This is a genomic window from Vibrio splendidus 12E03, assembly GCF_000272105.2.
Taxonomy (GTDB): domain Bacteria; phylum Pseudomonadota; class Gammaproteobacteria; order Enterobacterales; family Vibrionaceae; genus Vibrio; species Vibrio splendidus_I.
The window spans coordinates 1-26,799 of sequence record NZ_AJZD02000212.1; the positions used below are offsets into that span (position 1 = coordinate 1).

Sequence of the window (26,799 nt, forward strand, 5' to 3'; positions counted from 1 at the left end):
CCAGCCGTTCTTTAGCGGCTGTTTTGCTATTTGGCGCCGCCTAAAATTAAAAACTAACTTACTTAACTTAAAGGCTTAAAACAAAAAACGCCCCGGAGGGCGCTAAAGTTAAACGAGCAAAAAAGATTCAGGCTAGTTTACTTGTTGTTTAATGTACTCACCCAGTTCTGAGTGGTGCATGATTTTCGAAACTGGCAGTATCTTTTCAGCAGGACCCCAAGCAAACACGTTCACTGGTGTGTGAGTGTGTGTACCTGTACCCCAAACGATGTTTTGACCGGTTGCTTGTTCTCGAGCAAGTAGGTTGCCACGGTCGTTATATGGGAAGAAAGCATCGAAATCGTTGATAGCAGGCACTTCTTCTGCCGATAAGTATTTGTGCTGAGCCAATCGGTATGGGTTCGGTTTACTGGCTAATACGTTTTTCGCTTGTTCCGTTGTGATAGGGAACTCACTGTTTTTGTTGACGATCTCAGCCAGCTTTTCAGGTGTTTGCAGCGCTTTATCCAGCTTCTGAAATTCGCTGATCATGCCGTAGTAGCTTTGCTTCTGATTGTATAGACCATCAAGAATATCGAATGCGCCAAAGTTAAAGTTAGGTGCATAGTCGCGATCGGCGAAGGCTTCGCCAGAACGTTTCTGAGGTTTTGGTAGGTCGTTAGAAGAGTAGCTGAAGCCGAAAGAGCCTGTTTCGTGGTCTGCGGTCACAATCACGATCGTGTCTTCACGATCTTTTGCCCATTCGTACACCGTTTGTATCGCTTCATCAAACTTGAGCAATTCATGCAGCATGGTGCCTGCATCGTTACTGTGTCCCGCCCAGTCGATTTGGCCACCTTCGACCATTAGGAAAAAGCCATCTTCATCTTTAGATAGGATGTTGAGTGCTTTTTGTGTCATCTCTTTCAGGCTTGGCTGAGTTCGTTCGCCACTCTTTTTCTTGTTGCTGTAAGCGATGCCATCATCCATACCTGAGTAGGCGAATAGACCAAGTAGTTTATCGCCCTTAGCGTCGTCTAGCATGTTGCGATTAAACGCGAGTTGGTAGCCGTCTGTCTCTGCTTCAGTCAGCAGGTTACGGTCGTCTTTGCGCTTCGATTTGAGATAAACATCACCTTGAGTCAGTTTTTCAAGTTGCTTATAGGTTTCACCTTTGTCGTTGGTCGATTTAGGGATCCAATGACGCAGTCCTCCAGAGAGCATCACATCAACGCCCGTTGCTAACATATCAGATGCAATTTGATTCTCTAAAGAACGGTGAGGTTGGTGAGCGGCGAAAGAAGCAGGGGTCGCGTGAGTTAAGCGTGTGTCTGAAACTAAGCCGGTCGCTTTGCCTGCTTTTTTCGCTTTCTCAAGTACTGTCTCAACATGGTTACCCTGGGAATCGATACCGATCACTTCTGAACCGCTGTAGATACCCGTTGCAAGCATGGTCGCAGAGCAAGCTGAATCCACTACGATTGCGTCTTCCGGATGCGTTAGGGATGAACCAATAACCCCTTCTTGAGCAAGTTGATAAATGGCCGTTTTGTTTCCTTTGTAGATGGAATTTGGCGCTTGATTTGCGTAGGTTTCCAATAAGCCAACTTGTTGAGGTCCCATGCCGTCACCGATCATCAGAATGACATTTTTGATTTCTGCTGAAAGTACGTTGAATGAGAGTGTAGAGGTTACCATTGCGGTAACAATTGGTTTCATAAAGTGCTTCATTAGTTGTCCCTTTTTATATAAGCGGGATGATTAGAACACCTATTTGTGTCAAAGTCGTTTCACATTTGTTTCATTAATATAAAATTGAGCAATAACTCAAGCTTTTAGAAAAGCATAAAAAAAGGCTCACATTTCTGTGAGCCTTTGTCGTATTTAGGAGGGTCCAAATCAATGGACTGTGTCATGGCTAATGTCAAGCAAGCGGTAAGTCTGCAACCACCTGGTTGAACGTGATACGAGCATTCTGAGCTTGCTCAGATAACTCGATCTTTTTCGCTTGTGCGGCACTAAGATTACTCTCGGCCTGCTCAAGTGCTTGTTGTAGGTTCTCTGGTAACTCGTGAGTTTCCATTTGTGAACCTTGTTCTAGCACATAAGCGCGAATTTCTTTCTTCACTGCGGCAAGTTCTGTGTAAGCAACACGCTCAAGTTCTGCAGCTTCTTGTGCTGCATCTCTCTCTTTCTCAAATTGAGCCAGCGCCATACCTTCAGCAGACCAAGGGTCCATGTCTGGCAGTTCTTCGATGTTGATCGTTGGCTCGATGTACGCATCTTGATGGCGTAGGTCGAGGTTAGTCGCACGTACCGCTGAAATCATCAGCATGACAGAGATAGCAAGCAGCGGTAAGCCACCAACAATCGCCGCCGTTTGTAGCGTACTTAGACCGCCCAAGAACATCAGAATCGTTGGCAAGAACGACAGAGTGAATGCCCAGAACATACGGTTCCAGCGCATTGGCTCTTCAGTCACGTTGTTTTGTACAACAGACGCCAGGATGTATGAGATCGAGTCAAATGTCGTTGCCGTGAAGATAATACACAGCATTGTAAATACAGCGATAACCAGCGTGCTCATTGGCAGTTGTGCAAGCATCGAGAAGATAGCTTTGGTTGCGCCTTCAGCATTCAAAATCGCTACTACATCCAGCTCACCAGAAAGCTGCAGTGATAGGCCGTAGTTACCTAAGATCATGAAGAATAGGAAACAACCTAGAGAACCAAAGAAAATCGAACCTGATACCATTTGTTTGATGGTTCTGCCGCGAGAGATACGCGCAACAAACAGACCCATACTCGGTGCAAATACTAGCCACCATGCCCAGTAGAAAATCGTCCAGTCTTGTGGGAAGTGAGTGTTTTCGAACGTACCGTAGCCACCAAATGGTTCAGCCCACGTTGCCATCACGAAGAAGTTAGACAGTAGACGACCAATTGAGTCTAAACCTGTTTCTAACATGAAGATTGTTGGACCCGCGATCAGAACGAAAGCTAACAGACCCATTGCACCCCAGAAGTTGATGTTACTTAGGATCTTGATGCCTTTTTCCAATCCAGCATAAGATGAGTAAGCAAAAATCGCAGTACACACTAAAAGCACCGTCACTTGCGTTAGGTTATTTTTAGGTAGACCAAATAGGTGATTCAGACCTTCAGTGATTAGAGGTGCAGCTAAACCTAACGTTGTTGCAGCGCCGCCTAATAGACCGAAAATGAAAAGGATATCGACGATTTTTCCAGGTACGCCTTTACTGCGGTGTTCACCAAGAACAGGCATTAACGCACTAGAGATCTTTAGAACTGGCTGTTTACGTACATAGAAGAAGTAAGCGATAGGAATCGCAGGGATCAGGTAGATAGACCACGCGATTGGTCCCCAGTGGAACAAACCGTAAGTTGCAGCCCAACGAACCGCTTCTTCACTGCCCGGCTCTAGTTGGAAAGGCGGTGATTGGTAGTAGTAAGCCCACTCAATACAGCCCCAGTACAAGATACTTGCACCGATACCGCCACAAAATAGCATTGCAGCCCATGATGCTGTTTTGAATTCAGGTTCTTCATCAGCTTCGCCCAGTTTAATTTGTCCCATATCACTGAACACAACGTAAACCATAAATGCACAGGCAGCGAGGCCTAGCGCAAGATATAAAAATCCAAGTTGGTCCGTCATGAATGTTTTCGCAACCGCAATCCAGTCTGCGCCCTGTGCAGGGAACAAAATGAGCGGGAAAACTATCGTGAGTAGGAGTGCAATCGCACCAAAGAAAGTAGGCTTATCAATAAGCTCAAAAGTGTTTTTCACGAGTATTATTCCATTAAAATGAGAGCGGAATTATGGAATGAACTCGTTTTTTAGACCAAATCGGGTCTGTTGTCGTGACGACAAATCGCTTTAATGCAGAGGGAAATCTGCGGTAACAGGAGAGTAAAGTTAGATTAAAGCGAGTAGGATGCCACCAACGGTTGCCGCTGCGGATAAGTATTGCCCTGCTGAATAAGAACCATCGTCCTCTTCTTCAATCTTATCTGGATGATCCATACCTAAAGCGCCATGAGCAAATGACTCTACCTTATCGGTAACGGTCGCGTTTTCAGCTTCGACTTTTTTGGCTTCTTTATCGATTTCTTTAAGTGCAGATAATAGAGCTTTGCCTTCATCAGAAAGCTTGACGGTATTTTGTTCAACCTTAAGAGGTGCAGGCTGTTCAGCTTCAGTGCTTTTAGCTTGTGCATTCATTTGCGAAGGTGAATACAGCTGAGTATTACTCGTTCCTACTGGCGTCATATCGCCCTCCTTACCTATCCTTAAATATAGTATCGGCAGAGGTGTGAAAAACTTGTGCAATTAATCATCGATAGTGATGTTTTTTATTCGCACATTACATTTTCTTCTGCTTGGTTAAATTGTCTATTTACTAAGCAAGTCCTGTGCCGATAAGAATGTTTGATTTTAGGTAGAGTTAGGATGAATGACGGGAACGTGATCTAGTTCTGACGATGGACTGATTATCTAGGATTAGCCCATCGACTCTTTAGCTTAGAAGAATGGTTTAGTCACATTCTAGGCTAGCACTGCGTTTTGACAGGTGCTTGTATGCCTTCATTCGGTTCTCTTTCTTAACAAAGCGAGCCGGTGGCGAGAGAACTTCAAGCTGATAATCGCTGTTATCCGATGTGATCTCTTCAACTGGGCTGATGATGGCGATTTTCAAATCAGGGTTACGGCGTAGAATTGATGCCGCCGTCCCTAAACCACCCTCGGTGTGGAACATGCCTGCTACATGAATCACTTGTTTATTCGGATTCGACGCTAGGTAATCTACAATTGATTCAGCCATGGTTTCATCCCAGGTTACTTGAGCGGCAAACTGCTTTTCTGTTTGCTCTGGCGTGCCGTGATGCATAGAAGCCATGAACTTTTCTTTGTATGGGCTATCGCCAGTATCCACTTCTGCAGCAATCCATAGGCGTTGCTCGGTCGATAATTGGTCTAGGTAAGGCAATCCTTTACGGCCAATGCACTGAACGAATGGCTTTGGTGCATTTGCCGCAATAACATCGACGTCGTTGGCTTTTGAGAACTCAACTAACGCGCGGTAATCACTTTCGTAATTTGGCCACGCCGCTGCTTGAGACATGAGAATTTGTTCGCCAATTTCACCGTTTAAGTATTGGTCGAGTGTGGTTTGGTGCTCTCGAGTGAACTGTTCCATTGAAAGTGTAATGTTTGATGTTGCATTGCGGCGCGCTTTTAAGAAATCGGTTTGGAAGCGGTGAATAGCAGAATGAGTGTGCCATTCGCCAATAAGAATCACATCAGCATCAATCAGTTGCTTGGGTAAAGCATTGATATCAAGTGCTTTACCTTGTGGAGAAGCGAACTGGTAGTCATAGAATGTGGAAACGGATTCTGTTTGAGCCACTGTTTGAGAAGTGTCTTTTGAAGGTTGGCTAGCACAAGCTGTGAGAAGAGTGGCTAATCCGATAAGAATAATACGTTGCATGAAATGCCTCCTTGAAGAACACGCATACTAAAGGAGGCAAGATAAGAATTCAATGCAAACGATAATCAATATCAATTAAATTATTTGCGGTACACTCGTAGCATAAAGTCAGCCTCACAGTTGAATTGCTCAGCTTCGGTGAGTTGTTGTTTAAACTCCTCAGTCGCTTTCCAAGCAAATGGCGTCATTTGTAGCAGGTCGAATGCATCTGACCCCGATAGTTCCATCATATAGTTTAGTTGCTCTTGGTGCTCAAGCGTAAAACCTTCGATCACTTCTGGATCTTCGTCATGCAAGCGAACTCCATCATAAATCGCATCACGCAGTTGGTATAGGTGTCGACTGGCTGGTGTTACGGTGATCACCACGCCATTGGCTTTGATGGTACGTTGCAGCTCTTCAGCCTTGCATGGCGCGTAAATGCGCAGAATGCCGTCTAAGCTGTTTTTAGCAAAGGGTAGGCGATGGCTAGAGGCAACTGAGAAGTCGACAGCAGGGTAGCGCTTAGCTGCGTATTTGATAGCAATCTTAGAAATATCTAGGCCAAAAATCGCGCCGTTTTTATTTTGGAGATTCAACGCGATTTCGTTGGTGTAATACCCTTCACCACAGCCAATATCCAACAGGCTAGTATCCGTGTCTGGCAGGTAGCTAGAGCATAAGCCAACGACTGCTTGGCGCATTGGATCGTAATGGTTGCCTTCAAGGAAGCGACGACGTGCCTGCATCATCTCTTTGTTGTCACCTGGATCTTTTGAGCGTTTGTGGTGCGCAGGCATCAAATTGACATAGCCTTCTTTCGCTAGGTCGAACTGATGGTTCTTTTCACACTTAAACGTACGATCGTGTTGAGATAAAGGTTGGTGACACAAAGGGCATTGGTAAGTCATTGCGAACTCGAGGTAGAAATTTCAAGTCCAAAATTTTAACAGGAAGCATAGTGGGGCGCTAGAATAAACGCAGTTGTCTTAGCTAGTGATAATTCATTAAGAGATAGAGCCAACGATGGCTGGCTCTATTGATACTTACTGAATTGCTTAATAGAAGGTCTATTAATAATTAGCTAAAGAAGTTCACTTGATTTTTCAATGACTCCGCTTGCTTTTGAAGCTCATCAGCACTTCGAGATGTCTGCGCGCTGGTTTCACGGCTCTGTTGGTTGAGGTCGCTTATCGCATGCGCGTTTGCCGCAATTTCTTGAGAAACCTGAGCTTGTTCCTCTGATGTAGCAGCAATCGTTTCAGCTTGAGAAGCGATCGATTCAACTTGAGAGGCAATCGACTCTAGCGCAGTGCCTGCTTCTTGCGCTTTATCGAGTACTTGGTTGGCATTCGATTGGCTTTGCGTCATCAGGTTTACGGCATTGTGGGTCGACGATTTCAGCTTCTCGATGATGCTTACCACATCTTGGACTGATGTTTGAGTTCGATGAGCCAATGTTCTTACTTCGTCGGCTACCACTGCAAAGCCACGGCCTTGCTCACCCGCACGTGCCGCTTCTATTGCAGCGTTCAACGCAAGTAAGTTGGTTTGCTCTGCGATGTCATCAATCATCTTAGTAACAGTTTGAATACTTTCGCTATCAGAGCTTACTTGCTCGATGGCCGATGCGGATTTGTCTAATTGATCATTCAGCTGGGCGACATCAATACACACACCTTCAACGACTTCTAAACCTTTCTGGCTGTCTTCATTGGCAAGGCGCACATTTTCAGCAATGCTGTTCACTTGCTGTGCCACTGATTCAGCAGAGGTGGCCATCTCTTCTATAGCGGTAACGACTTGCTCAACCTGTGCTTGCTGGCGGTCAGATTGACTCAGATTGTGACTGGCATCTTGTGACACACTGCTCGAGCTGTTCTGTACTTGGTCACTGGTCGCACGAATCTCGCCCACGAGTGTATTCAACTGGGCTGCCATGTTGGCAACGCCGGTATTTAGGTTGCTGATTTCGTTCTTAGTCTGCTGACCATTGTTTGGAATATGTAGGCTTACTTCGCCTTTTCCTAAACGCAGCATGTACTCGTTTAACGTGGTTAGCGGCGTCAGTGTGCGGTTTAACACGAAGGTTAACGCGATGATGGTAGCCGCAGCAATTAGGGTAGCAATAATGGCGATGAGCTTCAGTAAATCGTCACTGCCTTTGGTCACTTCTTTAATGAATGTACCGCCAAGCAGTTTCCAATCCCAACCCGGAACTTCGGTGTATACCAGGTACTTCTCACCAACCGTTTCTTGATACTGATATGGGTATAGAATCAGCCCCGATGGCTGTTCAAAAATTTGATAAAAAGGTTTGTTACCGTCGTAGTCAGCAACATCAACAATCGATTTACCACCACCAACGTTCGTGGGGTGCAGTAAGTACTGGCCTTGATGCTCTTTCTCGTTATCAACAATGATGGTGTATCCGGTGTCACCCCATGATACAGAGTGTAAAGATTCAAACAGACTTTGAGTTGCCTCTTCTACTGGCAAGCCAATGAAAGAGACACCGTTTACTTTACCTTGAGCATTGGTCAAAGGCGCATAGTAGGTGATGTAACGTTGGCCGAAGAGCTTAACTTGAGAGTAATAAGGCTGGCCATTCTTGAGCTTGCTATAGCCTGGATGATTTTTCCCTAGCGTGGTCGCAACGACTCGTTCGCCTGATGGCTTTTTAAGAGAAGTCGACACACGAATAAAGTCGTCGCCAAATGGGGCAAATAGGGTCGCTACGGCGCCGGTGTCGCGAGTAAAGCTATCAACCAGTTTGGTGTCGTTGATTAAGCTTTCACCGTATTGAGTCATGTTTGGAATGGAATGACCGTTGAACTCAACGTCATAACTTTCAACATAAACACCTGCTAGGTAACCGTTGCGAAAAGTGGATTCTAAAACTTTGGCGGTATGCAGGTAGGCATCGAACTGACCAGAGATGGTTTTTGCCATCGCTTCTACTTTGGATTGGTGTTCTTTTAACGTGTTGTCTAATAACACCTGAGAGGCATTTCTATATACGAGTGTCGCAATGGAGCCAAAGGCGATAAGCAAGCACAGCAAAATGACCAACTTAAGTTGGAAGCCAACACTTTGATTTTTGTATTTCTCGAACATGAATTCACTATCCTGTCTTCATTGAGGTGTTGTTAAGTGGTTTTAAAGAAGTTTGTTATTGAGCTTTCTATCATAGGTACTTATTTATCGGCAGTAATTGATAATAATTAATGAATTGATGGTTATATTTATAAATTAGAGTGATGAGAGCTAAATGGTGCGGAGTTGAACAAAGAGGTGATGGACTAATAGGCTTGTGCTAAAGCATTGATTACTAGGCGATATATGTGAGGTTGGGCAATAAAAAATGCAGCTCAATGAGCTGCATTTTTGTTTGTAATTAAACTAGTTAGAGAGCTAGTTTGAGGCAATCATGGTAATCAGCTGGTGGCTTTCGCCAGGCTGTAACGTTTTGCCTGCTTCTAGGCTTGGCGCGTGCAGCGTTGATTCAACACATAGCATGGTTAGGTAACCGTCGTCTTGCATGTCACCCATACCAGCAGCACCTTCGGCCCACGGGTTCCACAGTACTGCAGAATTATGACCGTGGTTTTCAACCGTTAGTGTGCGATCCTGCTTTTTGTCAGCAACTAAGATTTGCGCTTCTGGTTGCGTGTAAACGCGGTCAATCGTGTCGGTCAGTACCAGTTCAGAACCACCTTGGCAGATTTTGCCGTCTTGCAGGCTATCAATGTACTCAGTACCCATACCTGTTGTGGTTGTGCTGTGAATATCGCCAATATTTAAGTAAGTGTGCAGTGCGCCAGAGAAAGTCCATGGCTGAGAATCAGTGTTCTTCACATCTAAGGTCACTTTTAGCTGCTCGCCGATCTCAACATTCAAACGTGCATCGAATTGATGAGGCCATACCGCTAGCGTCTCTTCGTTTGGTTTTAGACCTAAGCTAACAATCACGCCAGCTTCGCTTTCACGGTGCTCAACCAATTGCCATTCACTTGAACGTGCAAAACCGTGCGCAGGTACTGCAATGCGACCAAACCAAGGCCAACATACTGGAATGCCGCCACGCAGGGCTGTTTTGCCGTCGAATTTAGCTTGTTGGCTCATCCAAATTAGGTCTTCTTGGCCTTGCGGTTGGAATGACACGACATGGCCGCCAAACAGTGAAATAGCTGCGTTTGCTTTATCGTGGATAACACGAACCAGTTTTACACCTTCGTGCTCAACGATAGTCACGTTATCAGAAAGTACAGTCAGTGCAGGTAGAGTAGATAAATCCATTACATGATCCTTCTAAGGAAATTGAATTCAAATGCTGACTAGGGTGATGCTTGTGTTTTCATGAGTGATAAACAGGGTCAGTATTAGAATTGAATTTTACGTTTGGGCTATCTTGATGAGCTTAGATAGACGCGGTTTAAAAGATAGCAGGCATTAAAAAGGCGACACTAAGGTCGCCTTTTTCAAAGTCTGCTCAAAACAGTCTTCGCTAATGCTTATCTAAAGCGATTTCTAAAAAGAAATTACTTAGAGATGTGAGCGATTAGGTCTAGAACTTTGTTTGAGTAACCGATTTCGTTGTCGTACCAAGATACAACTTTAACGAATTTGTCAGTTAGAGCAACACCAGCTTTAGCATCGAATACTGAAGTTTGAACTTCACCGATGAAATCTTGTGATACTACTTGGTCTTCAGTGTAACCAAGAACGCCAGCCATTTCGCCTTCAGAAGCTTCTTTCATTGCAGCACAAATTTCTTCGTAAGATGCAGCTTCTTTTAGGTTAACTGTTAGGTCAACTACAGATACGTTAGCAGTTGGTACACGGAAAGCCATACCAGTTAGAAGGCCGTTTAGTTCTGGAAGAACAACGCCTACAGCTTTAGCAGCACCAGTTGAAGATGGGATGATGTTTTGAGAAGCACCACGGCCACCGCGCCAGTCTTTAGCAGAAGGGCCATCTACAGTTTTTTGAGTTGCTGTAGTAGCGTGAACTGTAGTCATAAGACCAGACTCAATGCCCCACTTATCGTTAAGTACTTTAGCGATAGGTGCAAGACAGTTAGTAGTACAAGAAGCGTTAGAAACGATGTCTTGACCAGCGTAAGATGCTTGGTTAACGCCCATTACGAACATTGGAGTTGCATCTTTAGAAGGACCAGTAAGAACTACTTTCTTAGCGCCAGCAGTGATGTGCTTACGTGCAGTCTCGTCAGTTAGGAAAAGACCAGTTGCTTCAGCAACTACGTCTACGTCGATAGCATCCCACTTAAGGTCTTCTGGGTTACGCTCAGCTGTAACACGTACAGTTTTACCGTTAACGATTAGGTTACCGCCTTCAACTTCAACAGTACCGTTGAAACGGCCGTGAGTTGAGTCGTACTTAAGCATGTATGCCATGTACTCTACGTCGATTAGATCGTTAATACCTACTACTTCGATGTCTGCACGCTCTTGAGCTGCGCGGAATACGAAACGGCCGATACGGCCAAAACCGTTAATACCTACTTTGATAGTCATTGTAGTTGCTCCACAACTTAATTTCTGATTAAAGATAACTGGTAGTAAAATTACAGAATCCAGTATACATCTGCAATAGATAATCCGACTTAACTTGTTTAATGTCAAAAAAAAGCGACGCTTTTCTTAACAATTGGGTGTAAGTGGTTGAAAATTGACCATTGCAAGTGGCTCTGTACCCTTCCAGTTGGGTAAAATACCCCTAAATGATGATTCACTTATGAGTGTATATGTACAATGTTTCCTGGTGAGAAAGTATGTGCTACAAAACGACTGATATGCAAGCCTTTATAGAAAAAAGTAAATATAATAACTGAGAATGTGGAGAGATATTAACGTGATTCAAAAGGGAGGAAATATGATAAAGCCTGATGAATACTGGCGTGAACGCCTAACAGACGACGAATTTGCAGTGTGTCGTGAACGTGGTACTGAAGCCCCATATAGCGGTAAGTTACTGCACAACCATAAGACTGGCGTCTATAGCTGCACATGCTGTGAAAGCCCTTTGTTTCTGTCGGATAACAAATATGACTCTGGGTGTGGTTGGCCAAGCTTTGATGCCCCAGTGAATGATGAAGCTGTACGCTATATAGAAGATCTAAGTCACGGAATGAAGCGTGTAGAGATCCGTTGTACCGCCTGTGATAGCCATTTAGGTCACGTTTTTCCTGATGGTCCGAAGACCACAGGTGAACGGTTCTGTGTTAATTCAGTGTCGTTAATTTTCAACAAAAATGACGAAAGTACGAAATAACTTGTAACTATTGTCTAATCCTTACAGGTCGCATTTGTCGATTTAGGAATGCTGAAACGCCCAAGATTTCAGATTTAACTCTAGTACAAATAAAAACAGCTACCAAAAAGGTAGCTGTTTTTTAAAAGCAGGTGAATAAGAAGCTTAAGTTAGAACACTATAAATGAAGCGATCAGTAACTCGGGACGATTGAAGGGCTGTAAATTCCATCCTCAATCGCTTCGACGATGTTGTCTGCGTCTTTATTTAGCTTCTTATAGGTTGCCTTGTCGAAATGGTACAGCACAGTTAGCTCTGCTTCAGAAGCAATCGGCACGTCAAAGTCTTTGGCAACCATCGCCCAAACGTACGCTTTTTCCATATGGCCAAGGCTGTGGTTGATACTTGCCATCGACTTGAAGATTTCAGTGTTGGCTACTGAGCCATTAGAAAGCGTTAGCGCATTATTGAGTAACTTAAGTGTCTTTGCATGATCGCGGGTAGTATAGAAGGTTGCCAAGGCATATTGCATCTCGGCTGTGTTTAACGCTTCAGAGCCTTCTAGTTGTAGGAAGCTGCGTCTGGCATTGGTGTCCCCAGTTTGCGACCACAAGAAGTAAAGTGTTTCCGGTGTATCGGATTTCGATAGCTCATCAACAATGCGCTCAGACTCTTCGATACTGTGCATTAAAGAGGTAAAGCGACGCTCTTGCAGCTTAGATTGATCGATCGTTTCGATCTGTGCCGCGAGCTCTAGGCACTTTTTGTAGGCAGTGACTAATTCGAATTCTTTAATTTTGTTGATTTCGGTGGGTTGCTTCTGAACTTCAAATCGATGCCAGATGAGGTCGGTACGTGCGACACGACATTGCCCATCGTTCATGTTCAACTGTTCACACTGAAGGCCAGGATTGCTTTGGCACAGTTGGTCGGTATTTTTGTTCCCTTCAAGACACCCAACCAGAGTGAAAGGCAATAGGCTAATCGCCAACCATTTCATAATTTTCATATTCCTTCACTTGTGATCAGATGCACTTATTATTGGTCAGGTTCTTGACTCAATTCTGTTACGGGTTATTTTCTGGTGAAAATTGTTAAAACTAAGGCTTTACCATGGATGCAGAACAACTTCTTAGCGCAATGACCCCCGAGGTCTACGAACGTTTAACCTACGCAGTTGAAACGGGTAAATGGCCAGAAGGTACGGCGCTCTCAAAAGAACAGCGCGACTCGTGTATGCAAGCGGTTATGTTATATCAATCTAAACATAACTCTGAAGCTCAACATATGACAATTGCAGCTGGTGGTGAGATTAGCTTTAAATCTAAGTCTGAACTAAAGAAACAGTTTAAGTCAGATCAAGAAGACATTGTTAGGGTTAACCCGAATCATTAAGCTTAAACTACAACAAAGGGGTGGCAATGTGCCACCCCTTTTAGTTTAACTCGTTTATTTATAAGCAATAAAACGATTTAGTTCACGTTAAGCCAGCGTTATTATCATCGAATAACTGGGGTTAACGTGAATCTTTGAACAGGTTATAAGCTCATCTCACCGCGCAACACTTGTTGCATCTGAGCCTTCACTTCTTCGTAGCCTAGGTTTTGGCTTAATAGATAATGCAACTTCGCCAATGCCGCTTCTGGTGTCATGTCATAACCACTGACAACGCCAGCTTCTGCCAGTGCACAACCTGTCGCGTAACCACCCATATTCACTTTACCCGCTAAACACTGAGTAAGGTTCACCACGATAACACCACGCTCTGATGCGTCTTTAAGGTGTTGAAGCAGTTCTGGGTTTTGTGGTGCATTACCAACACCAAAAGTAAGCAGAATCATTGCGTTCACAGGCTGCAATAACGTGTTGCGAATCACTTCGTGTGAGATGCCTGGGTACATTGTGATTACACCGATAGGTTGCGGAGTAATGTTATGAACCTTAAAAGCACCTTCAGGTTGTTCGTTTACCTTTACGTTATTGCTAAGTTGGATATTGATACCCGCTTCTAGCAAAGGATTCAGGTTTGGAGACGTAAACGCATTGAAGCCATCTGCATGTGATTTTGTGCTGCGGTTACCACGCATCAACTTGTTGTTGAAGAACAGTGTCACTTCATTGATTGGGTAGTTTGCTGCAATGTGTAGTGCATTCAGCAGGTTTGCTTGTCCGTCTGAACGAAGCTCTGCTAATGGGATCTGAGAACCCGTAACAATCACAGGTTTGCCGAGATTTTCAAGCATGAAAGACAGTGCTGAGGCAGTGTAAGCCATAGTGTCTGTACCATGCAGGATAACGAAACCATCGTACTTATCGTAGTTCGCGCGAATGTCATCAGCGATAGTCTGCCAATCAAGTGGCGTCATATCTGAAGAGTCCATTAATGGAGAGTATTCGTGAATGGTGTACTCAGGCATCTCTGGGCGATGGAATTCAGGCATGCCAGCTAGCTGCTTATCCATGAAACCTGCGACAGGAACATAGCCGTGGTCAATAGACTTCTGCATGCCAATTGTGCCGCCGGTGTACGCGATATAGATGTGTTTTCTTTCCATGGCGATTAATACTTAGTGTGATGTAGGGAACAGGGGGGCGATTATAGCGAATTATCATGCAATAAAAAGAGGCACCTCACACAGAGGCACCCCTTAGTTATTGAGTTATTGGCTCAACTTATTGAACTTGGCAATTTAAGCAGAAAGCGTATCGGCCTTGTGGGTCGTTAAAGTTGCCTAACAGCTGGCTATCTTGAGCTAACTGCTGAGTAACAGGCTGTAAACTGCTTGGTATCATCGACTGAATATCAAGACCTATCGATATCTGAACTTGGTTCATAAATTCTTGAATAAATTGTTCAGTGGCCGAAAGTGGCTCTTCTACCCAGTAGATGTTGTAACTTTCAAGCTCTGCAAGTGAAGCCGCAGCTGCAACCGCATCATCGAAATCACCAATTTCATCGACTAAGCCTTTCTGAATCGCATCTTGACCTGTCCAAACTCGGCCTTGAGCAATCTTGTCGACCGCATCGACTTCTAGGCCGCGATTTTCTCCAACTAGGCTGATGAATCGGCGGTAACCATTTTCAATACCCATTTGGAAAGCGTCTTTAGCGCCATCAGTTAAGCCAGTAGTGATACCAAGGCCAGAGAAAGGTGAAGTGCCCACGCCATCGGTGTAAACGCCAATATCATTCAGCCCTTTTTCGAAGGTAGTGATAACACTGAAGATACCAATCGAACCCGTTAGTGTGGTTGGCTGAGCTAGGATCTTATCTGCGCCCATCGAGATCCAGTAACCACCTGAAGCAGCAAGACTCGACATCGACACAACAACTGGCTTACCCGCTTGCTTGATCGCTTCTATTTCATTACGAATAACTTCTGAAGCAAAGGCACTGCCACCTGGGCTATCTACACGAAGCACAACGGCTTTCACTTTATCGTCGTTACGTGCTTGGCGAAGTAGGGCTGCAGTGGTATCTCCACCAACTGTGCCACGTGGCTGCTTGCCATCCATAATTGCGCCGCTGGCAACAATCACGGCAACGTCGTGTGATTCACTGGTCATGTCGGGAAGCATGGTTGCACGGTATTCGTAGTAACCAAACGCGTTGTAGCTGTCTTGACCGTCGCTGCCGAAAACATCTGCAAGCTCTAGTCGAACTTGTTGGCGTGTCGCTAACTCATCCACTAAACCAAGTTTCTCAGCCAGTTTTGCAATGTCACCGTCCACAGACTCTAGTTCTTTCAAGAAGGTGTCCATGCTTGGGTTCAGTGTTTTAGCGTCGAACTGACGGTTGTTACTGACGTCATCAACGTACGCGCCCCATAGTTGGCTTAACCAACGAGAAGCAGACTCTTTCGCTGCATCTGACATGTCATCGCGAATGAAAGGTTCGATAGCTGACTTGTAAGTACCCACACGGAACACGTGCGTGTTTACGTCTAGCTTCTCTAACAACGTTTTGTAGTAAAGCGAGTAAGCGCTATAACCTTTAAGAAGAACCCCACCATCTGGTGATAGGAAGACCTTAGTTGCGTAGCTGGCTAGGTAGTATTGGCTTTGGTTGTAAAAGTCACCCACTGCATAAATCGGTTTGCCTGTTGCTTTGAACTCATTCAACGCTTTAGCAATGTAGCGTAGCTTGGTCAGGTTAGTTTCTGGCAACTCTTTGAGTGCTAAAACGATACCAGTAACCTTGTCATCGTCTTTTGCGTAGCGAATCGTTTCAACGATATCAAACAGGATGTTCTCTTTTGGAAGGTCTTTGCCAAGCAGTGAACCTGTGACCGAATCCATCGGGTTGATATAGCGACTTTGTTCCACAATAGGGCCAGACAGGTTAAGCACTAAAGCCGAATCCTGTGGAACCGTCGGTTGAGCCGTATCTGAATGGAAGTACACAAAGTAGATGATGGCGATACTGAGTAAAAAGACTAGGTTAACCAACGCAAGACGTACAAACGTAATGAGCTTCCAAATCCCTTTAAAGATCATGCCTATAAATTTGAATATTTTTTTCATTCTGTCTCCGCAGTGAGATCACGTCGCTTTAACAAGCCGTAGTACCATTAATCTCAATAATATGAACTGCTTAGTATCCTACGATAATTCCCAAGCTCAAACTACACCAAGAATTGTTAATCGATATATATTCTCATTAAGTGTAGTCAAATTAAGGGCTTCTGAACGATTAATACGCTCCGCATTATGATCAGTGTTACAAAAATGTAAACGGCTGTTTGAACTTTTGGTGATTGAACTATACTGTGGTCAGACCACAAGGATAAAATAATAGAAGTGATGTCTGCCATGTACCCACATTTACTTGAACCACTCGATCTTGGATATACTCAGTTACGTAACCGTGTATTGATGGGATCAATGCACACAGGTTTAGAAGAAAATAAAGAAGGCCTACACAAACTCGCCGCGTTTTATGAAGAGCGAGCAAAAGGAGGCGTTGGTCTTATTGTTACCGGTGGTTTCTCTCCTAATTTACGTGGCAGATTAACCCCATTCAGTGCTGAATTCAGTAAAGTAAAGCACGCTAAAGCGCACCAAGTTGTTACCGAAGCCGTACACAAGCACGGCGGTAAAATTGCGCTTCAACTATTGCATGCCGGTCGTTATGCGATGCACCCATTCGCGCAAAGTGCTTCTGGCATTAAAGCGCCTATCGCTAAGTTCGCTCCAAGTGAGATGAGCCCTCGCCAAATCAAAAAGACCATTGGTGCCTTTGCCAACAGTGCTGAACTCGCTCAAGTCGCGGGTTACGACGGCATTGAAATTATGGGCTCTGAAGGTTACTTGATTAACCAATTCATCTGTAAGCGTACCAACATGCGTTACGACGAGTGGGGCGGTTCTTACGAGAAGCGTATGCGTTTCCCGCTAGAGATCGTCAAATCGATTCGCGAAGCGGTGGGTAAAGATTTCATTATTATTTTCCGACTGTCGATGCTGGATTTGGTTGAGCAAGGTAGCACCTTTGAAGATGTTGTTCTTTTGGCTCAAAAGCTAGAAGAAGCGGGCGTGACTATCATCAATACTGGTATTGGTTGGCATGAAGCTCGTGTTCCGACTATCGCGACGCAAGTACCACGAGGCGCATTCTCTTGGGTAACCGAGAAAGTGAAACCATACGTGTCGATCCCAGTGGTGACATGTAACCGAATCAACACGCCAGAAGAGGCCGAACGTATCCTCATTTCAGGACAGGCCGACATGGTTTCAATGGCGCGTCCATTCTTGGCAGATCCGGACTTTGTTAATAAAGCCGCTCAAGACCAAGCGCAGTTCATCAATACCTGTATCGGCTGTAACCAAGCTTGTCTTGATAACGTGTTTAAGGGTAAGCGAGCGAGCTGTTTGGTTAACCCACGAGCTTGTTACGAGACTGAAATTGTTGTTCAGCCAGCGCAAGCTACTAAGACCATTGCGGTTATCGGCGCAGGCCCAGCCGGTTTAGCCTGTGCAACGACTTTAGCGCAGCGTGGACACAAGGTTGACTTGATTGAGAAAAATGACCGTATCGGCGGCCAGTTTAGATTAGCAATGCAGATACCGGGCAAAGAAGAGTTCAGAGAAACGATTCGTTATTTTGCTAACCAAATCGATGCATCCGGCGTGAATCTGAAACTGGATACCGAAGCAACGTTTGAGATGTTGTTGAAGTACGATGAAGTGGTGATGGCTGCTGGCGTAGAGCCAAGAAAGCTCGATATTGAGGGCATTGACCAAGAAAACGTGGTCGATTACCAAACCTTGATTCGCGAAAAGACACCAGTCGGCGAAAAGGTCGCGATTGTTGGTGCTGGTGGTATCGGTGTCGATGTGGCAACCATGCTGACAGAGCCGACTTCACACAGCCTAGACGATTGGCTGCATGAGTGGGGCATCGATAAGAACATGGAACACCCTGGCGGGCTTTACCCTTACCCTGATTCGTTTAGCGATAAAACGGTTTGGGTGATGCAACGTAAAGCGGGTCGTGTTGGTAAAGGTCCGGGCAAGACTACTGGTTGGATTCATAAGCGCACGCTAGAAAAACGAGGTGTAAACCTTTTAGGCGGCGTAAGCTACAATAAAATTGATGACCAAGGTCTGCATATCAGTATTGGCAAGAAAGAACAGGTCCTCGATGCCGATTCCGTTATCGTGTGTGCAGGTCAGGTGTCAGTTCGTCCATTTGAAGATATGTGGCAAGAGTTTGGTGGCAAACTACACGTGATAGGCGGTGCCGATTATGCCGGTGAGCTGGATGCAGTACGTGCTATCCGTCAAGGTGTTGAACTGGCTATTAAGTTATAGAATCAGCCATCAAACTGTAATTTTACCGGTAGATATTGTTACTTAATTTGCTGAGCTAGATTTTGAACAAGGCTCCTAAGTCATAGATTTAGGAGCCTTTATTGTTTCTAATCTAGCCCAAATTGACAGCCGTTGAGATTTATTATCGTTTGTATTCTGTGCTAAAGTTCAACTATACAAACAATAAAAATTAGTAAGGACTTCAAATGGATGCTTTGGATCTATTGCTCAACAGACGCTCAATCGCAAAACTCTCTGATCCAGCACCTGAAGGTGTGGCGTTAGAAAACATCATTAAAGCAGGGCTGCGCGCTCCAGACCACGGTGCACTAACACCTTGGCGCTTTGTTATCGCGCAAGGTTCTGGTCTACAAAAGCTTTCTGACATCTTGGTGCGTGCCGCTGAAGCGGATGAAAGCGAAGAAGCGGTTATCGAGAAAGTAAAGAAAGCGCCGTTCCGAGCTCCAATGGTGATCACCGTGATTGCAAAAGTAACCGAGCACGAGAAAGTGCCTGCTATCGAGCAACATCTATCTGCGGGTTGTGCTGCACAGGCGATGCAAATGGCCGCAGTCGCACAAGGTTTCCAAGGCTTTTGGCGCTCAGGTAAATGGATGTTCCACCCAGAAGTACATCAAGCATTTGGCCTAGAAGGCGACGACGAAATTGTTGGTTTCCTATACCTAGGCACTCCGGGCTGTACGCCAATGAAGGTACCAGAGCGCGACTTCTCTAAGTTCGTTGAGTTCTTATAAAGAAAGCTGAAGCTTGAATAGTGGAATGTTAACTGTATAAACAACCAGTTTTTCTTGATTTATTAGGGCCACATTAGATAATGTGGCCCTAATTGTTTGTAGCATCTGGAAAAACATGTCTCGTCTTATCATTGCTGAAAAACCAAGCCTCGGCCGCGCGATCGCCGCTGCACTGCCTAATCCACAAAAGAAAGACCAAGGGTTTATCAAATGTGGCAATGGGGATGTGGTGACTTGGTGTATTGGACACTTATTGGAGCAGGTTGAGCCGGATGCTTATGATGATCGTTATAAGAAGTGGAACTTAGCCGATCTTCCTATCGTGCCGGAGCAATGGCAGCTAAGACCGCGTAAGACTTCAAGCAAACAGCTCACGGTGATCCGAAAGCTATTGAAGGACGCGACCCAAATTGTCCATGCGGGTGACCCGGATAGAGAAGGACAGTTGCTGGTTGATGAAGTGATCGATTATTGCAAGGTCTCTAAGGCCAAGAAAGAGTCGATGGACAGGCTACTGATCAGCGACTTGAACTTACCTGCCGTAAAACGTGCACTTTCTCAAATGCGTAGCAACCGTGACTTTATTCCACTGTCTATTTCTGCATTAGCACGCTCTAGAGCCGATTGGCTGTATGGCATGAACATGACTCGCGCTTATACCTTGCTTGGTCAAAAAGCCGGTTACCAAGGTGTATTGTCGGTAGGGCGTGTGCAGACTCCAGTACTGGGTTTGGTTGTAAGACGTGATGAAGAAATTGAGAATTTTATTCCTAAAGATTACTTCACTCTGCACGCTTTGATCCCATATCAAAATAACGGGCAAAGCTTTGATATTCGCGCGCGTTGGAAGCCAAGCGAAGCATGTAAACCATGGCAAGATGAAGAAGGGCGCGTGCTCAATCGAAAGCTGGTTGAAAACGTGGCTAACCGAATTGCGAATCAACCCGCGACGGTAACGGAATCAGAGCAAAAGCAAAGTAAACAAGCTGCGCCACTGCCTTACTCGCTGTCAGCACTGCAGATTGATGCGTCTAAGCGTTTCGGTATGAGTGCTCAGCAGGTTCTCGACACGTGTCAGTCTTTGTACGAGAAACACAAACTCATCACTTACCCTCGTTCTGATAGTCGTTATTTACCTAAAGATCACTACTCACAAAGAGAGTCGGTAGTAGACGCAATCGCTAACAATGCGAAAGAGCTTCAAAGTGGTGCTCAAGGCGCAGATCTTTCTCTTAAATCAAAAGCATGGAACGACAGCAAGGTCGACGCTCACCACGCAATAATCCCGACACCGAAGAAATCATCGGTGAATGGCTTATCTGCTAATGAGATGAAGATCTATCAGCAAATCGCTCGCCAGTATCTAATGCAGTTTTACCCACCTGCGGTTTTTGCTGATGCTAAGCTGGTCTTTGATATTGCTGGTGGCGTGTTCATTGCGAAAGGGCGTCAGCTTATTAACCCTGGTTGGAAGGCGTTGATGGGTAAAACAGATACCGAAGAGAAGGGGGATGGAACTGATGCGGTTCCACCGCTAGATAAAGGTTCTGTGTTGACGTGTCGTGAAGGTGTGATTGGCGATAAGAAAACCGAGCCGCCAAAACACTTCACGGAAGCGACCTTGCTACAAGCGATGACAGGTATCGCGCGCTTTGTCGCGAACAAAGACCTTAAAGCCATTTTGAAAGAGACCGACGGCCTTGGCACAGAAGCAACCCGTGCGGGCATTTTAGATACTCTATTCAAAAGGCAACTGCTAACGCGCCAAGGTAAGAGCATTCATAGTAGCCCTGCGGGCAGAGGTTTGATTCATGCCTTACCTGAGGATTCGACCTTCCCAGACATGACGGCACATTGGGAGCACCAGTTGCAAGGCATGACAGAACGAAATCAAGCGTATCAACCTTTCATGAAAGCGCTAGAAAGCAAGATTGATGGTTTGATGGGCAAGGTAAAAACAGGCGAAGTTCCTGAATCTCTGCGTCATCTTCCTAAAGTCGAAAGACCGGCTTTTAAACGTCGCAAAGGCGGTGGTGCGAAGAAATCTTATGCCAAGAACGGTTCGTATGCTAAGAAAGGTACTTCCGCTAAAAAGGGCACTAAAAGCTAAGACTTATTGAGGTTAGGATTAACGACCGACTTTACGGCCACAACGTTTAAACAGTTGCTGCCAATAGTCGACATGGCGACGAGTTGATGCTCGAAAAACTTGATGTGCATCTTGGATGGGAAAGTAATAACTGTGCAGATCAGGTTGCGCGTCAAACATCTCTAGTTGCGGGGCTAACTGTTGATAGTAGCCATCCAGCTGCGCCATATAAGGCTGAACCTTACCTATATATTGCTGCTCGAATACATTGTTGAGATAACGAAACTTGGTCGTATCTCGTTGTTTACCACAGATGATATTGTCATCAAAAGTTGTTAGCTGTTTGGTGATGGTATCAAGCTCAACCGACGCACGGGCGAGCGAATAGTACAAATCCCCAAGGGTCGAACTCTTCTCTAGTACTTCTTGAACCTCAATGGTTTTGCCGGAAACGAGCGGAATGTTTAACGCTTGGTTGATATGTTGTAAGGCATCACTGGTTTGTCGTACCTGATCGCCGATATCAGCACGCAACCACTGACTACCCCGCATTTGTGACTGCATCGCATCACTGGCATAGATGAGATTCCATTGGTGCAGCGGAAACTGTGCGAGTTTCTGTTGCTCAATTTCTCTTAGCAATTCTACGATCTCTGGGTCTAATTCAGTACTGGATAAACACTTGCCTACGCCTTGAAGTAGCGCGACTTGATAATCGTAATTACGAAACTCATCCGCGACCTTGCCCAGAACCGAATTTCTTTCTGCAATTAGATTGAACAGTCCACACTGACGAAGCTGGTAGCTGTCGATGAGGCCGATAGAGAGTGAGGGCACGTCAAGAAGCAGTTCTCGCTTTCTCGGTAGGTTTTCAAATTCCCATTCCTCTTTTATCTTGTCAGCATCTTGTACTCTGGCTATCTTGGTTTGATAGTCGTCGAACAAGTCGCTGGAGCCATCACTGAAACAGCCAGCTAGCATCACTGTCAGACAAAACAGCGTTGAGTGCTTTACTAGGTTTGAGAGAGGGCCTACATTCATCTGCGGGTTACCAGTCTATTTCGCTGCCATCGAAATTGAAGAAGTGACCACTTACTTCAGTATTCGCGGACTCGATGACTTCAATCAGGCCAGAAGCAGAATTGTCGGTGTCGATCAGAGCATTAGGGCCGCCCATTTCGGTCTGTACCCAACCTGGATGCAGTGCTAACACCGTAAAGCCATTCTCGGTTAAGTCGTTGCTTAGGCTCTTCACCACGGAGTTTAGAGCGGCTTTAGAGGAGCGATAGATATAACCGCCGCCTGAGGTGTTTTCGGTCATGCTGCCGACTCTAGAGGATAGACAAGCGACCTTTTTGATATGGCTGTCTTCTAGTAGCGGCAATAGCGTTTCGACAAGCTTTAGTGGAGCGATGGTGTTGACTTCGAATACACGACGCCACTCTTCAACATCGGTATTACCCAGCCCATAGCCTTTTGGTCCATAGTAGCCAGCGTTGTTGATCAAGATATCAATCGACTCTATTTGCGAAGGGAGTTGGCTTACTGCTTGGTAATCGGTTATCTCTAATTGAATACAGGTCAGGTTAGTGTTGTGGCCTGCGAGTGAGAGCAGTTCTTTTGCTGAATTGTCATCACGATAAGTCGCGTACACCTTGTGGTTACCTTCCAGGTATTGTTGAGTCAGGCTTAAGCCAATGCCGCGGTTCGCCCCAGTAATAAAAATAACGCTCATGGTGATTCCTTTTCAGTTCAATTAGTTAAGTTTGATGGCTTAACACGAGAAAATCAACGCTCCACCAACTGGCCATTAGCATTCCTACCAAAATCATTAATTCAGGTTGTCGCCAAGTCTGAGGCTGTTATGATTTTGAGAAAGATACGCAATTAACCTGATTATGATTCCTTTAATTTACCACCCAATCTATTCACAGTTACCTTTACCAGAAGGTCATCGCTACCCAATCAACAAATATCAGTTGTTGCATAGTGCTGTTGAGGCGCTGATGGATCGTGAATCTCGATGGAAAAGCAAGTTTGAAGTGTGCCAACCAACGCCGGTTTCGGTTGAACAGGTAAAACAGGTTCACGATAGCGAATATGTCGATTTGCTCGTGTCTGGTAATTTGCCTGCGGCTAAAATGAGACGCATCGGTTTCCCGTGGAGCGAGCAACTTATTGAGAGAACACTCTACTCAAGTGGTGGAACCTGCTTGGCCGCTGAAATGGCAATAGAGAGTGGTTTAGCGATTCATTTGAGTGGTGGTTATCATCATGCGCATCATGATTTTGGCAGTGGCTTTTGTTTGTTGAACGATCTGGTTTTAGCGGCAAAACATGCGCTGACCTTTGAACATATCGATAAAGTGCTGATCGTCGATAGCGACGTTCATCATGGTGATGGCACAGCAACACTTTGCCAAGAGAATGACGACATCATTACTCTATCATTCCACTGCGACAAAAACTTTCCTGCACGAAAGCCACTATCCGATTTAGATGTGCCATTAACTCGTGAAACAGAAGATGAAGAGTTCTTACGTTGTTTTGAACAAGTCACTAAGTTAGCGATTGCTCACCATCAACCTGATCTGATTATTTATGATGCGGGGATCGATATCCATCAAGACGATGAACTGGGTTATTTGAATGTCTCGACACAAGGGATATTTGAACGCGACTGTTTCATGATTGAATTAGCAAAATCAGAGTCTATTCCGATGGCCTGCGTAGTCGGTGGCGGATATCGAACTCAACATCAAGATTTGGTGCCGATTCACATGCAGCTGTTAAAAGCGGCTTATCATGTTTACGGTTAACCTCTCAAATTGGCGACTGATAGCTCATTGAAATGATGGTGTGAAATAAGGTCTCTTGCACCATAAAAGACACGCTTGCACCATTATGATTCATATAAAGTACTTTTTTATTAATTAGTTACGTATTTGTGTGATTAATTGTGGTCTGTAAATTGCTTTACCCATGTGTCTATAAAAACACAAGGGATAAAAATGAACCTGACGGACAAGGAACGTAGTTGGCTTAATTGGTTTGGCGCAACAGGAAAACTGGCTATGCGCAGAGCTTGTTTCCTCAATCGAAGTAGGACGGAGGAGCTTGAACAAGCTTTTGAAAGTATTGCTCACACGCGAGTTCAACTTCTGCATAACTGGGTCAAGAATCAATGGGATTTTTTAGAAGACTCTGCGGTTTATTTAGCAAGTCGAACGGAAGAACAAGCTCAGGGGACGTTAGCTAGCCTTCTTAAACGCAGTACGGATTTTTCTGAGTTGGCGATCGTCGATGCCAAGGGGGTCGCACAAGCATCGAGTTATCATGAACATATTGGGGTTACTCTTGGAGACAAGAAGGCTTTAGTTGAAGGGGCTTCAAAGCGTTATCTTCATGGGCCGTATATGGATCAACGCACGTTGAACGTAGGGGCGTCGAGTTCATCGTTTCATGACCAAGTGACGCTGATGTTTTATGTCCCCTTTTCTCGGGATGAAGGTGCCCAGCAATTCCTATGTGGTCGTGTTCCTAATGATGTTATTGGTGACATTATTCAGAGAGAAGCGGGGCATATTTATAGCGAGTCGGGTGATAACTATATCTTTATGGTTGACTCCATTCATGATCCTCATACTCAGCCGGGGGTTGCGCTCTCTCGTTCTCGCTTTGAAGATAATACCTTTTCACACGGAGAGAACTTAAAGCAAGGGATTCATACTGATTGGGGAACGGTTAAGATTCAGCACCACACCGAATTTGAGATTCGCTTTACAGACCCAGCCACTAATCAGCTTCACCCTGGCGTAAGAGAAACCATTAAAAATGGCAGTAACCTGTTTATAGGTTATCCGGGGTATTCCGACTATCGCCACATACCGGTTATTGGTAAAGGTATCACCTTTCAATTGGATGGTTCACCAGATACCTTTGGCATGATGTGTGAGTCCGATTTAGAAGAGGTCTACAGAGACCGAAGCCTAAGTTATACCTTATCTAAACACTTCATCAGCTGCATGCTACTGCCTCTACTTATTCCATTACTGTTTGCCAACCTTTATACACTCACACCTTTTATGCAGAGTGGCATTATGTTCGCTTGCGCGTTGCTCTCATTGGGCTTATTCCGTTTAGTTAGCGCTAAACCACTAGCGAAGAAGATTCACGAAATGACCGGGGTAATGCAGACCTTAGCCGAAGGTGATAGCAACTTAAGTCGGAGGCTTGATCCCACAACATTCAGTCATAATGAACTTGGCAACCTAGGGCGTTGGACTAATAGTTTTATCGACAATTTAGATAACACGGTGAGTGAGTTGATCCATGCGAGTCACGAAGTTAGAGAGGTTTCGGAATCGATGTTTCGTCGCAGTGTCGTGATGAAGCAAACCAGTGATGATGCATCACAAGCGTTAAGCAATATGCTTCAGTTGAGTCAGTATCAACAGAGCGAAATTACTCATGCGAGTGTTTCAGCAACGCAAATGGATACGGTGATGAAACAAGCCGTCCTGAGCGCGGAAAAGGAATACAACCAGTCTGTCAAAGGCATGGAGATTGTTCGCAATATCGTAGAAAGCTCGGCGCATAGCGTGAATGAGGTGAATAATGAAATGACCAAGGTGTCTGACATTATAGATATCATTACTGACATTACCGCGCAGACTAACCTTTTGGCCTTGAATGCGGCCATCGAGTCGGCAAGAGCAGGTGAACACGGGAGAGGGTTCTCTGTCGTCGCTTCTGAAGTAAGAACTCTGGCTGATCGTACTTCACAAGCCGCTAATCATATTAGTGACCTAATGAAAGAGCTGCATAGTAAGTCTCGCAGTGCTGTTGAGTCCATGGAGCGAGGCGTTGAGAATGTGAGTAAAGGAAACTTAACAGTCGACTCAAATGCTCGCAGTGAACAAATTCAAGCCGCGGTGAGTGATCTCTTTACCACGATGTTCAATCTAGATGAGAACAGTCAGAAAAACGGACAAACGGCAGATAAAGCCCAACGTTCAATATCTGACTTACAACTGTCTACTAAGCAACTCGCACGTCGAGTTTCTTTGATGGGTAATTCATTGAGCCGCTTAGACCAATTGATTGGACGCTTTGAAGTGAGTCGAAAGGTGGCGTAGTAGAAACTACGTAAGCTCTTTATGCAAACGCCAGATACAAAAAAGCCGCTGATTTCTCAGCGGCTTTCTTTAATGTGGTGGAGGGATAGGGATTTGAACCCTAGAACCGCTATTAACGGTTGCCGGTTTTCAAGACCGGTGCTTTCGACCACTCAGCCATCCCTCCAACAAATTGTCATCAACAGATTTGTACACTGTAGATGTTGTTACATGTATACACAGGTAACGATATTTAAAGCCTGGCGATGTCCTACTCTCAC

Annotated in this window: 20 protein-coding genes and 1 tRNA gene; 7 read left to right on the plus strand and 14 right to left on the minus strand. The window is 45.1% G+C overall.

Going from position 1 to position 26,799, the window contains the following annotated elements; genetic code table 11:
• Nucleotides 1-132 precede the first annotated feature (132 nt).
• The 8 genes from A142_RS14250 to gap form a co-directional block, all read right to left on the minus strand.
• On the minus strand, nucleotides 133-1,710 hold the full coding sequence (locus tag A142_RS14250) for an alkaline phosphatase (protein WP_019823746.1): 1,578 nt from the start codon (nucleotides 1,708-1,710) through the stop codon (nucleotides 133-135).
• 193 nt (nucleotides 1,711-1,903) lie between these two features.
• Complete coding sequence (locus tag A142_RS14255) at nucleotides 1,904-3,790, minus strand: BCCT family transporter (RefSeq protein ID WP_019823748.1); 1,887 nt, start codon at nucleotides 3,788-3,790, stop codon at nucleotides 1,904-1,906.
• A gap of 129 nt (nucleotides 3,791-3,919) precedes the next feature.
• The gene (locus tag A142_RS14260) at nucleotides 3,920-4,273 is read right to left on the minus strand and encodes a hypothetical protein (protein WP_029405548.1); all 354 of its coding nucleotides are present in this window, start codon (nucleotides 4,271-4,273) and stop codon (nucleotides 3,920-3,922) included.
• Between the two features lie 265 nt (nucleotides 4,274-4,538).
• On the minus strand, nucleotides 4,539-5,492 hold the full coding sequence (locus tag A142_RS14265; RefSeq protein WP_019823752.1) for a ChaN family lipoprotein: 954 nt from the start codon (nucleotides 5,490-5,492) through the stop codon (nucleotides 4,539-4,541).
• A gap of 80 nt (nucleotides 5,493-5,572) precedes the next feature.
• Complete coding sequence (gene rlmA, locus A142_RS14270; RefSeq protein WP_019823754.1) at nucleotides 5,573-6,382, minus strand: 23S rRNA (guanine(745)-N(1))-methyltransferase; 810 nt, start codon at nucleotides 6,380-6,382, stop codon at nucleotides 5,573-5,575.
• A 169-nt stretch (nucleotides 6,383-6,551) separates the two neighbouring features.
• Nucleotides 6,552-8,588, minus strand: coding sequence for a methyl-accepting chemotaxis protein (locus A142_RS14275; RefSeq protein WP_019823756.1), 2,037 nt, complete (start codon nucleotides 8,586-8,588; stop codon nucleotides 6,552-6,554).
• A 297-nt stretch (nucleotides 8,589-8,885) separates the two neighbouring features.
• Nucleotides 8,886-9,770, minus strand: coding sequence for a D-hexose-6-phosphate mutarotase (locus A142_RS14280; RefSeq protein WP_019823757.1), 885 nt, complete (start codon nucleotides 9,768-9,770; stop codon nucleotides 8,886-8,888).
• A 242-nt stretch (nucleotides 9,771-10,012) separates the two neighbouring features.
• Nucleotides 10,013-11,008, minus strand: a complete 996-nt coding sequence (gene gap, locus A142_RS14285) for a type I glyceraldehyde-3-phosphate dehydrogenase (RefSeq protein WP_017059382.1) — start codon at nucleotides 11,006-11,008, stop codon at nucleotides 10,013-10,015.
• Between the two features lie 319 nt (nucleotides 11,009-11,327).
• Between gap and msrB the strand changes: the two genes are divergently transcribed.
• The gene (gene msrB / locus A142_RS14290) at nucleotides 11,328-11,765 is read left to right on the plus strand and encodes a peptide-methionine (R)-S-oxide reductase MsrB (RefSeq protein ID WP_019823761.1); all 438 of its coding nucleotides are present in this window, start codon (nucleotides 11,328-11,330) and stop codon (nucleotides 11,763-11,765) included.
• 172 nt (nucleotides 11,766-11,937) lie between these two features.
• On the opposite strand, the gene A142_RS14295 is transcribed toward msrB, so the two are convergent.
• Nucleotides 11,938-12,744, minus strand: coding sequence for a DUF2989 domain-containing protein (locus tag A142_RS14295; RefSeq protein ID WP_029405550.1), 807 nt, complete (start codon nucleotides 12,742-12,744; stop codon nucleotides 11,938-11,940).
• A 113-nt stretch (nucleotides 12,745-12,857) separates the two neighbouring features.
• Between A142_RS14295 and A142_RS14300 the strand changes: the two genes are divergently transcribed.
• Nucleotides 12,858-13,139 (plus strand): YeaC family protein, encoded by a 282-nt coding sequence (locus A142_RS14300; RefSeq protein WP_010437067.1) that lies wholly within the window; start codon nucleotides 12,858-12,860, stop codon nucleotides 13,137-13,139.
• Between the two features lie 143 nt (nucleotides 13,140-13,282).
• On the opposite strand, the gene ansA is transcribed toward A142_RS14300, so the two are convergent.
• Complete coding sequence (ansA, locus tag A142_RS14305) at nucleotides 13,283-14,299, minus strand: asparaginase (protein WP_019823767.1); 1,017 nt, start codon at nucleotides 14,297-14,299, stop codon at nucleotides 13,283-13,285.
• 118 nt (nucleotides 14,300-14,417) lie between these two features.
• Nucleotides 14,418-16,268 carry a signal peptide peptidase SppA gene (sppA, locus tag A142_RS14310; protein WP_019823769.1) on the minus strand — a complete coding sequence of 617 codons (1,851 nt, stop codon included), beginning with the start codon at nucleotides 16,266-16,268 and terminating at the stop codon, nucleotides 14,418-14,420.
• 279 nt (nucleotides 16,269-16,547) lie between these two features.
• On the opposite strand from sppA, the gene A142_RS14315 reads away from it, so the two are divergent.
• From A142_RS14315 to A142_RS14325, 3 genes are all read left to right on the plus strand, one after another.
• The gene (locus tag A142_RS14315) at nucleotides 16,548-18,557 is read left to right on the plus strand and encodes an NADPH-dependent 2,4-dienoyl-CoA reductase (RefSeq protein ID WP_029405551.1); all 2,010 of its coding nucleotides are present in this window, start codon (nucleotides 16,548-16,550) and stop codon (nucleotides 18,555-18,557) included.
• Nucleotides 18,558-18,763: 206 nt separating this feature from the next.
• Complete coding sequence (locus A142_RS14320; RefSeq protein ID WP_017070328.1) at nucleotides 18,764-19,312, plus strand: NAD(P)H nitroreductase; 549 nt, start codon at nucleotides 18,764-18,766, stop codon at nucleotides 19,310-19,312.
• Between the two features lie 115 nt (nucleotides 19,313-19,427).
• On the plus strand, nucleotides 19,428-21,422 hold the full coding sequence (locus tag A142_RS14325; RefSeq protein ID WP_019823776.1) for a DNA topoisomerase III: 1,995 nt from the start codon (nucleotides 19,428-19,430) through the stop codon (nucleotides 21,420-21,422).
• Nucleotides 21,423-21,440: 18 nt separating this feature from the next.
• On the opposite strand, the gene A142_RS14330 is transcribed toward A142_RS14325, so the two are convergent.
• Together A142_RS14330 and A142_RS14335 are read right to left on the minus strand one after the other, a co-directional pair.
• Entirely contained in the window at nucleotides 21,441-22,442 is a 1,002-nt protein-coding gene (locus A142_RS14330) for a DUF3080 domain-containing protein (RefSeq protein ID WP_019823777.1), read from the minus strand.
• Between the two features lie 7 nt (nucleotides 22,443-22,449).
• On the minus strand, nucleotides 22,450-23,136 hold the full coding sequence (locus A142_RS14335) for an SDR family oxidoreductase (RefSeq protein ID WP_019823779.1): 687 nt from the start codon (nucleotides 23,134-23,136) through the stop codon (nucleotides 22,450-22,452).
• Nucleotides 23,137-23,299: 163 nt separating this feature from the next.
• Here A142_RS14335 and A142_RS14340 point away from each other — a divergent pair, with 163 nt between their 5' ends.
• Both A142_RS14340 and A142_RS14345 read left to right on the plus strand, forming a co-directional pair.
• Nucleotides 23,300-24,220 carry a histone deacetylase family protein gene (locus A142_RS14340; RefSeq protein ID WP_019823781.1) on the plus strand — a complete coding sequence of 307 codons (921 nt, stop codon included), beginning with the start codon at nucleotides 23,300-23,302 and terminating at the stop codon, nucleotides 24,218-24,220.
• A gap of 192 nt (nucleotides 24,221-24,412) precedes the next feature.
• Entirely contained in the window at nucleotides 24,413-26,539 is a 2,127-nt protein-coding gene (locus A142_RS14345) for a methyl-accepting chemotaxis protein (protein WP_019823783.1), read from the plus strand.
• Nucleotides 26,540-26,614: 75 nt separating this feature from the next.
• Here A142_RS14345 and A142_RS14350 read toward each other — a convergent pair.
• A tRNA-Ser gene (locus A142_RS14350) sits at nucleotides 26,615-26,705 on the minus strand.
• Between the last annotated feature and the right edge of the window lie 94 nt (nucleotides 26,706-26,799).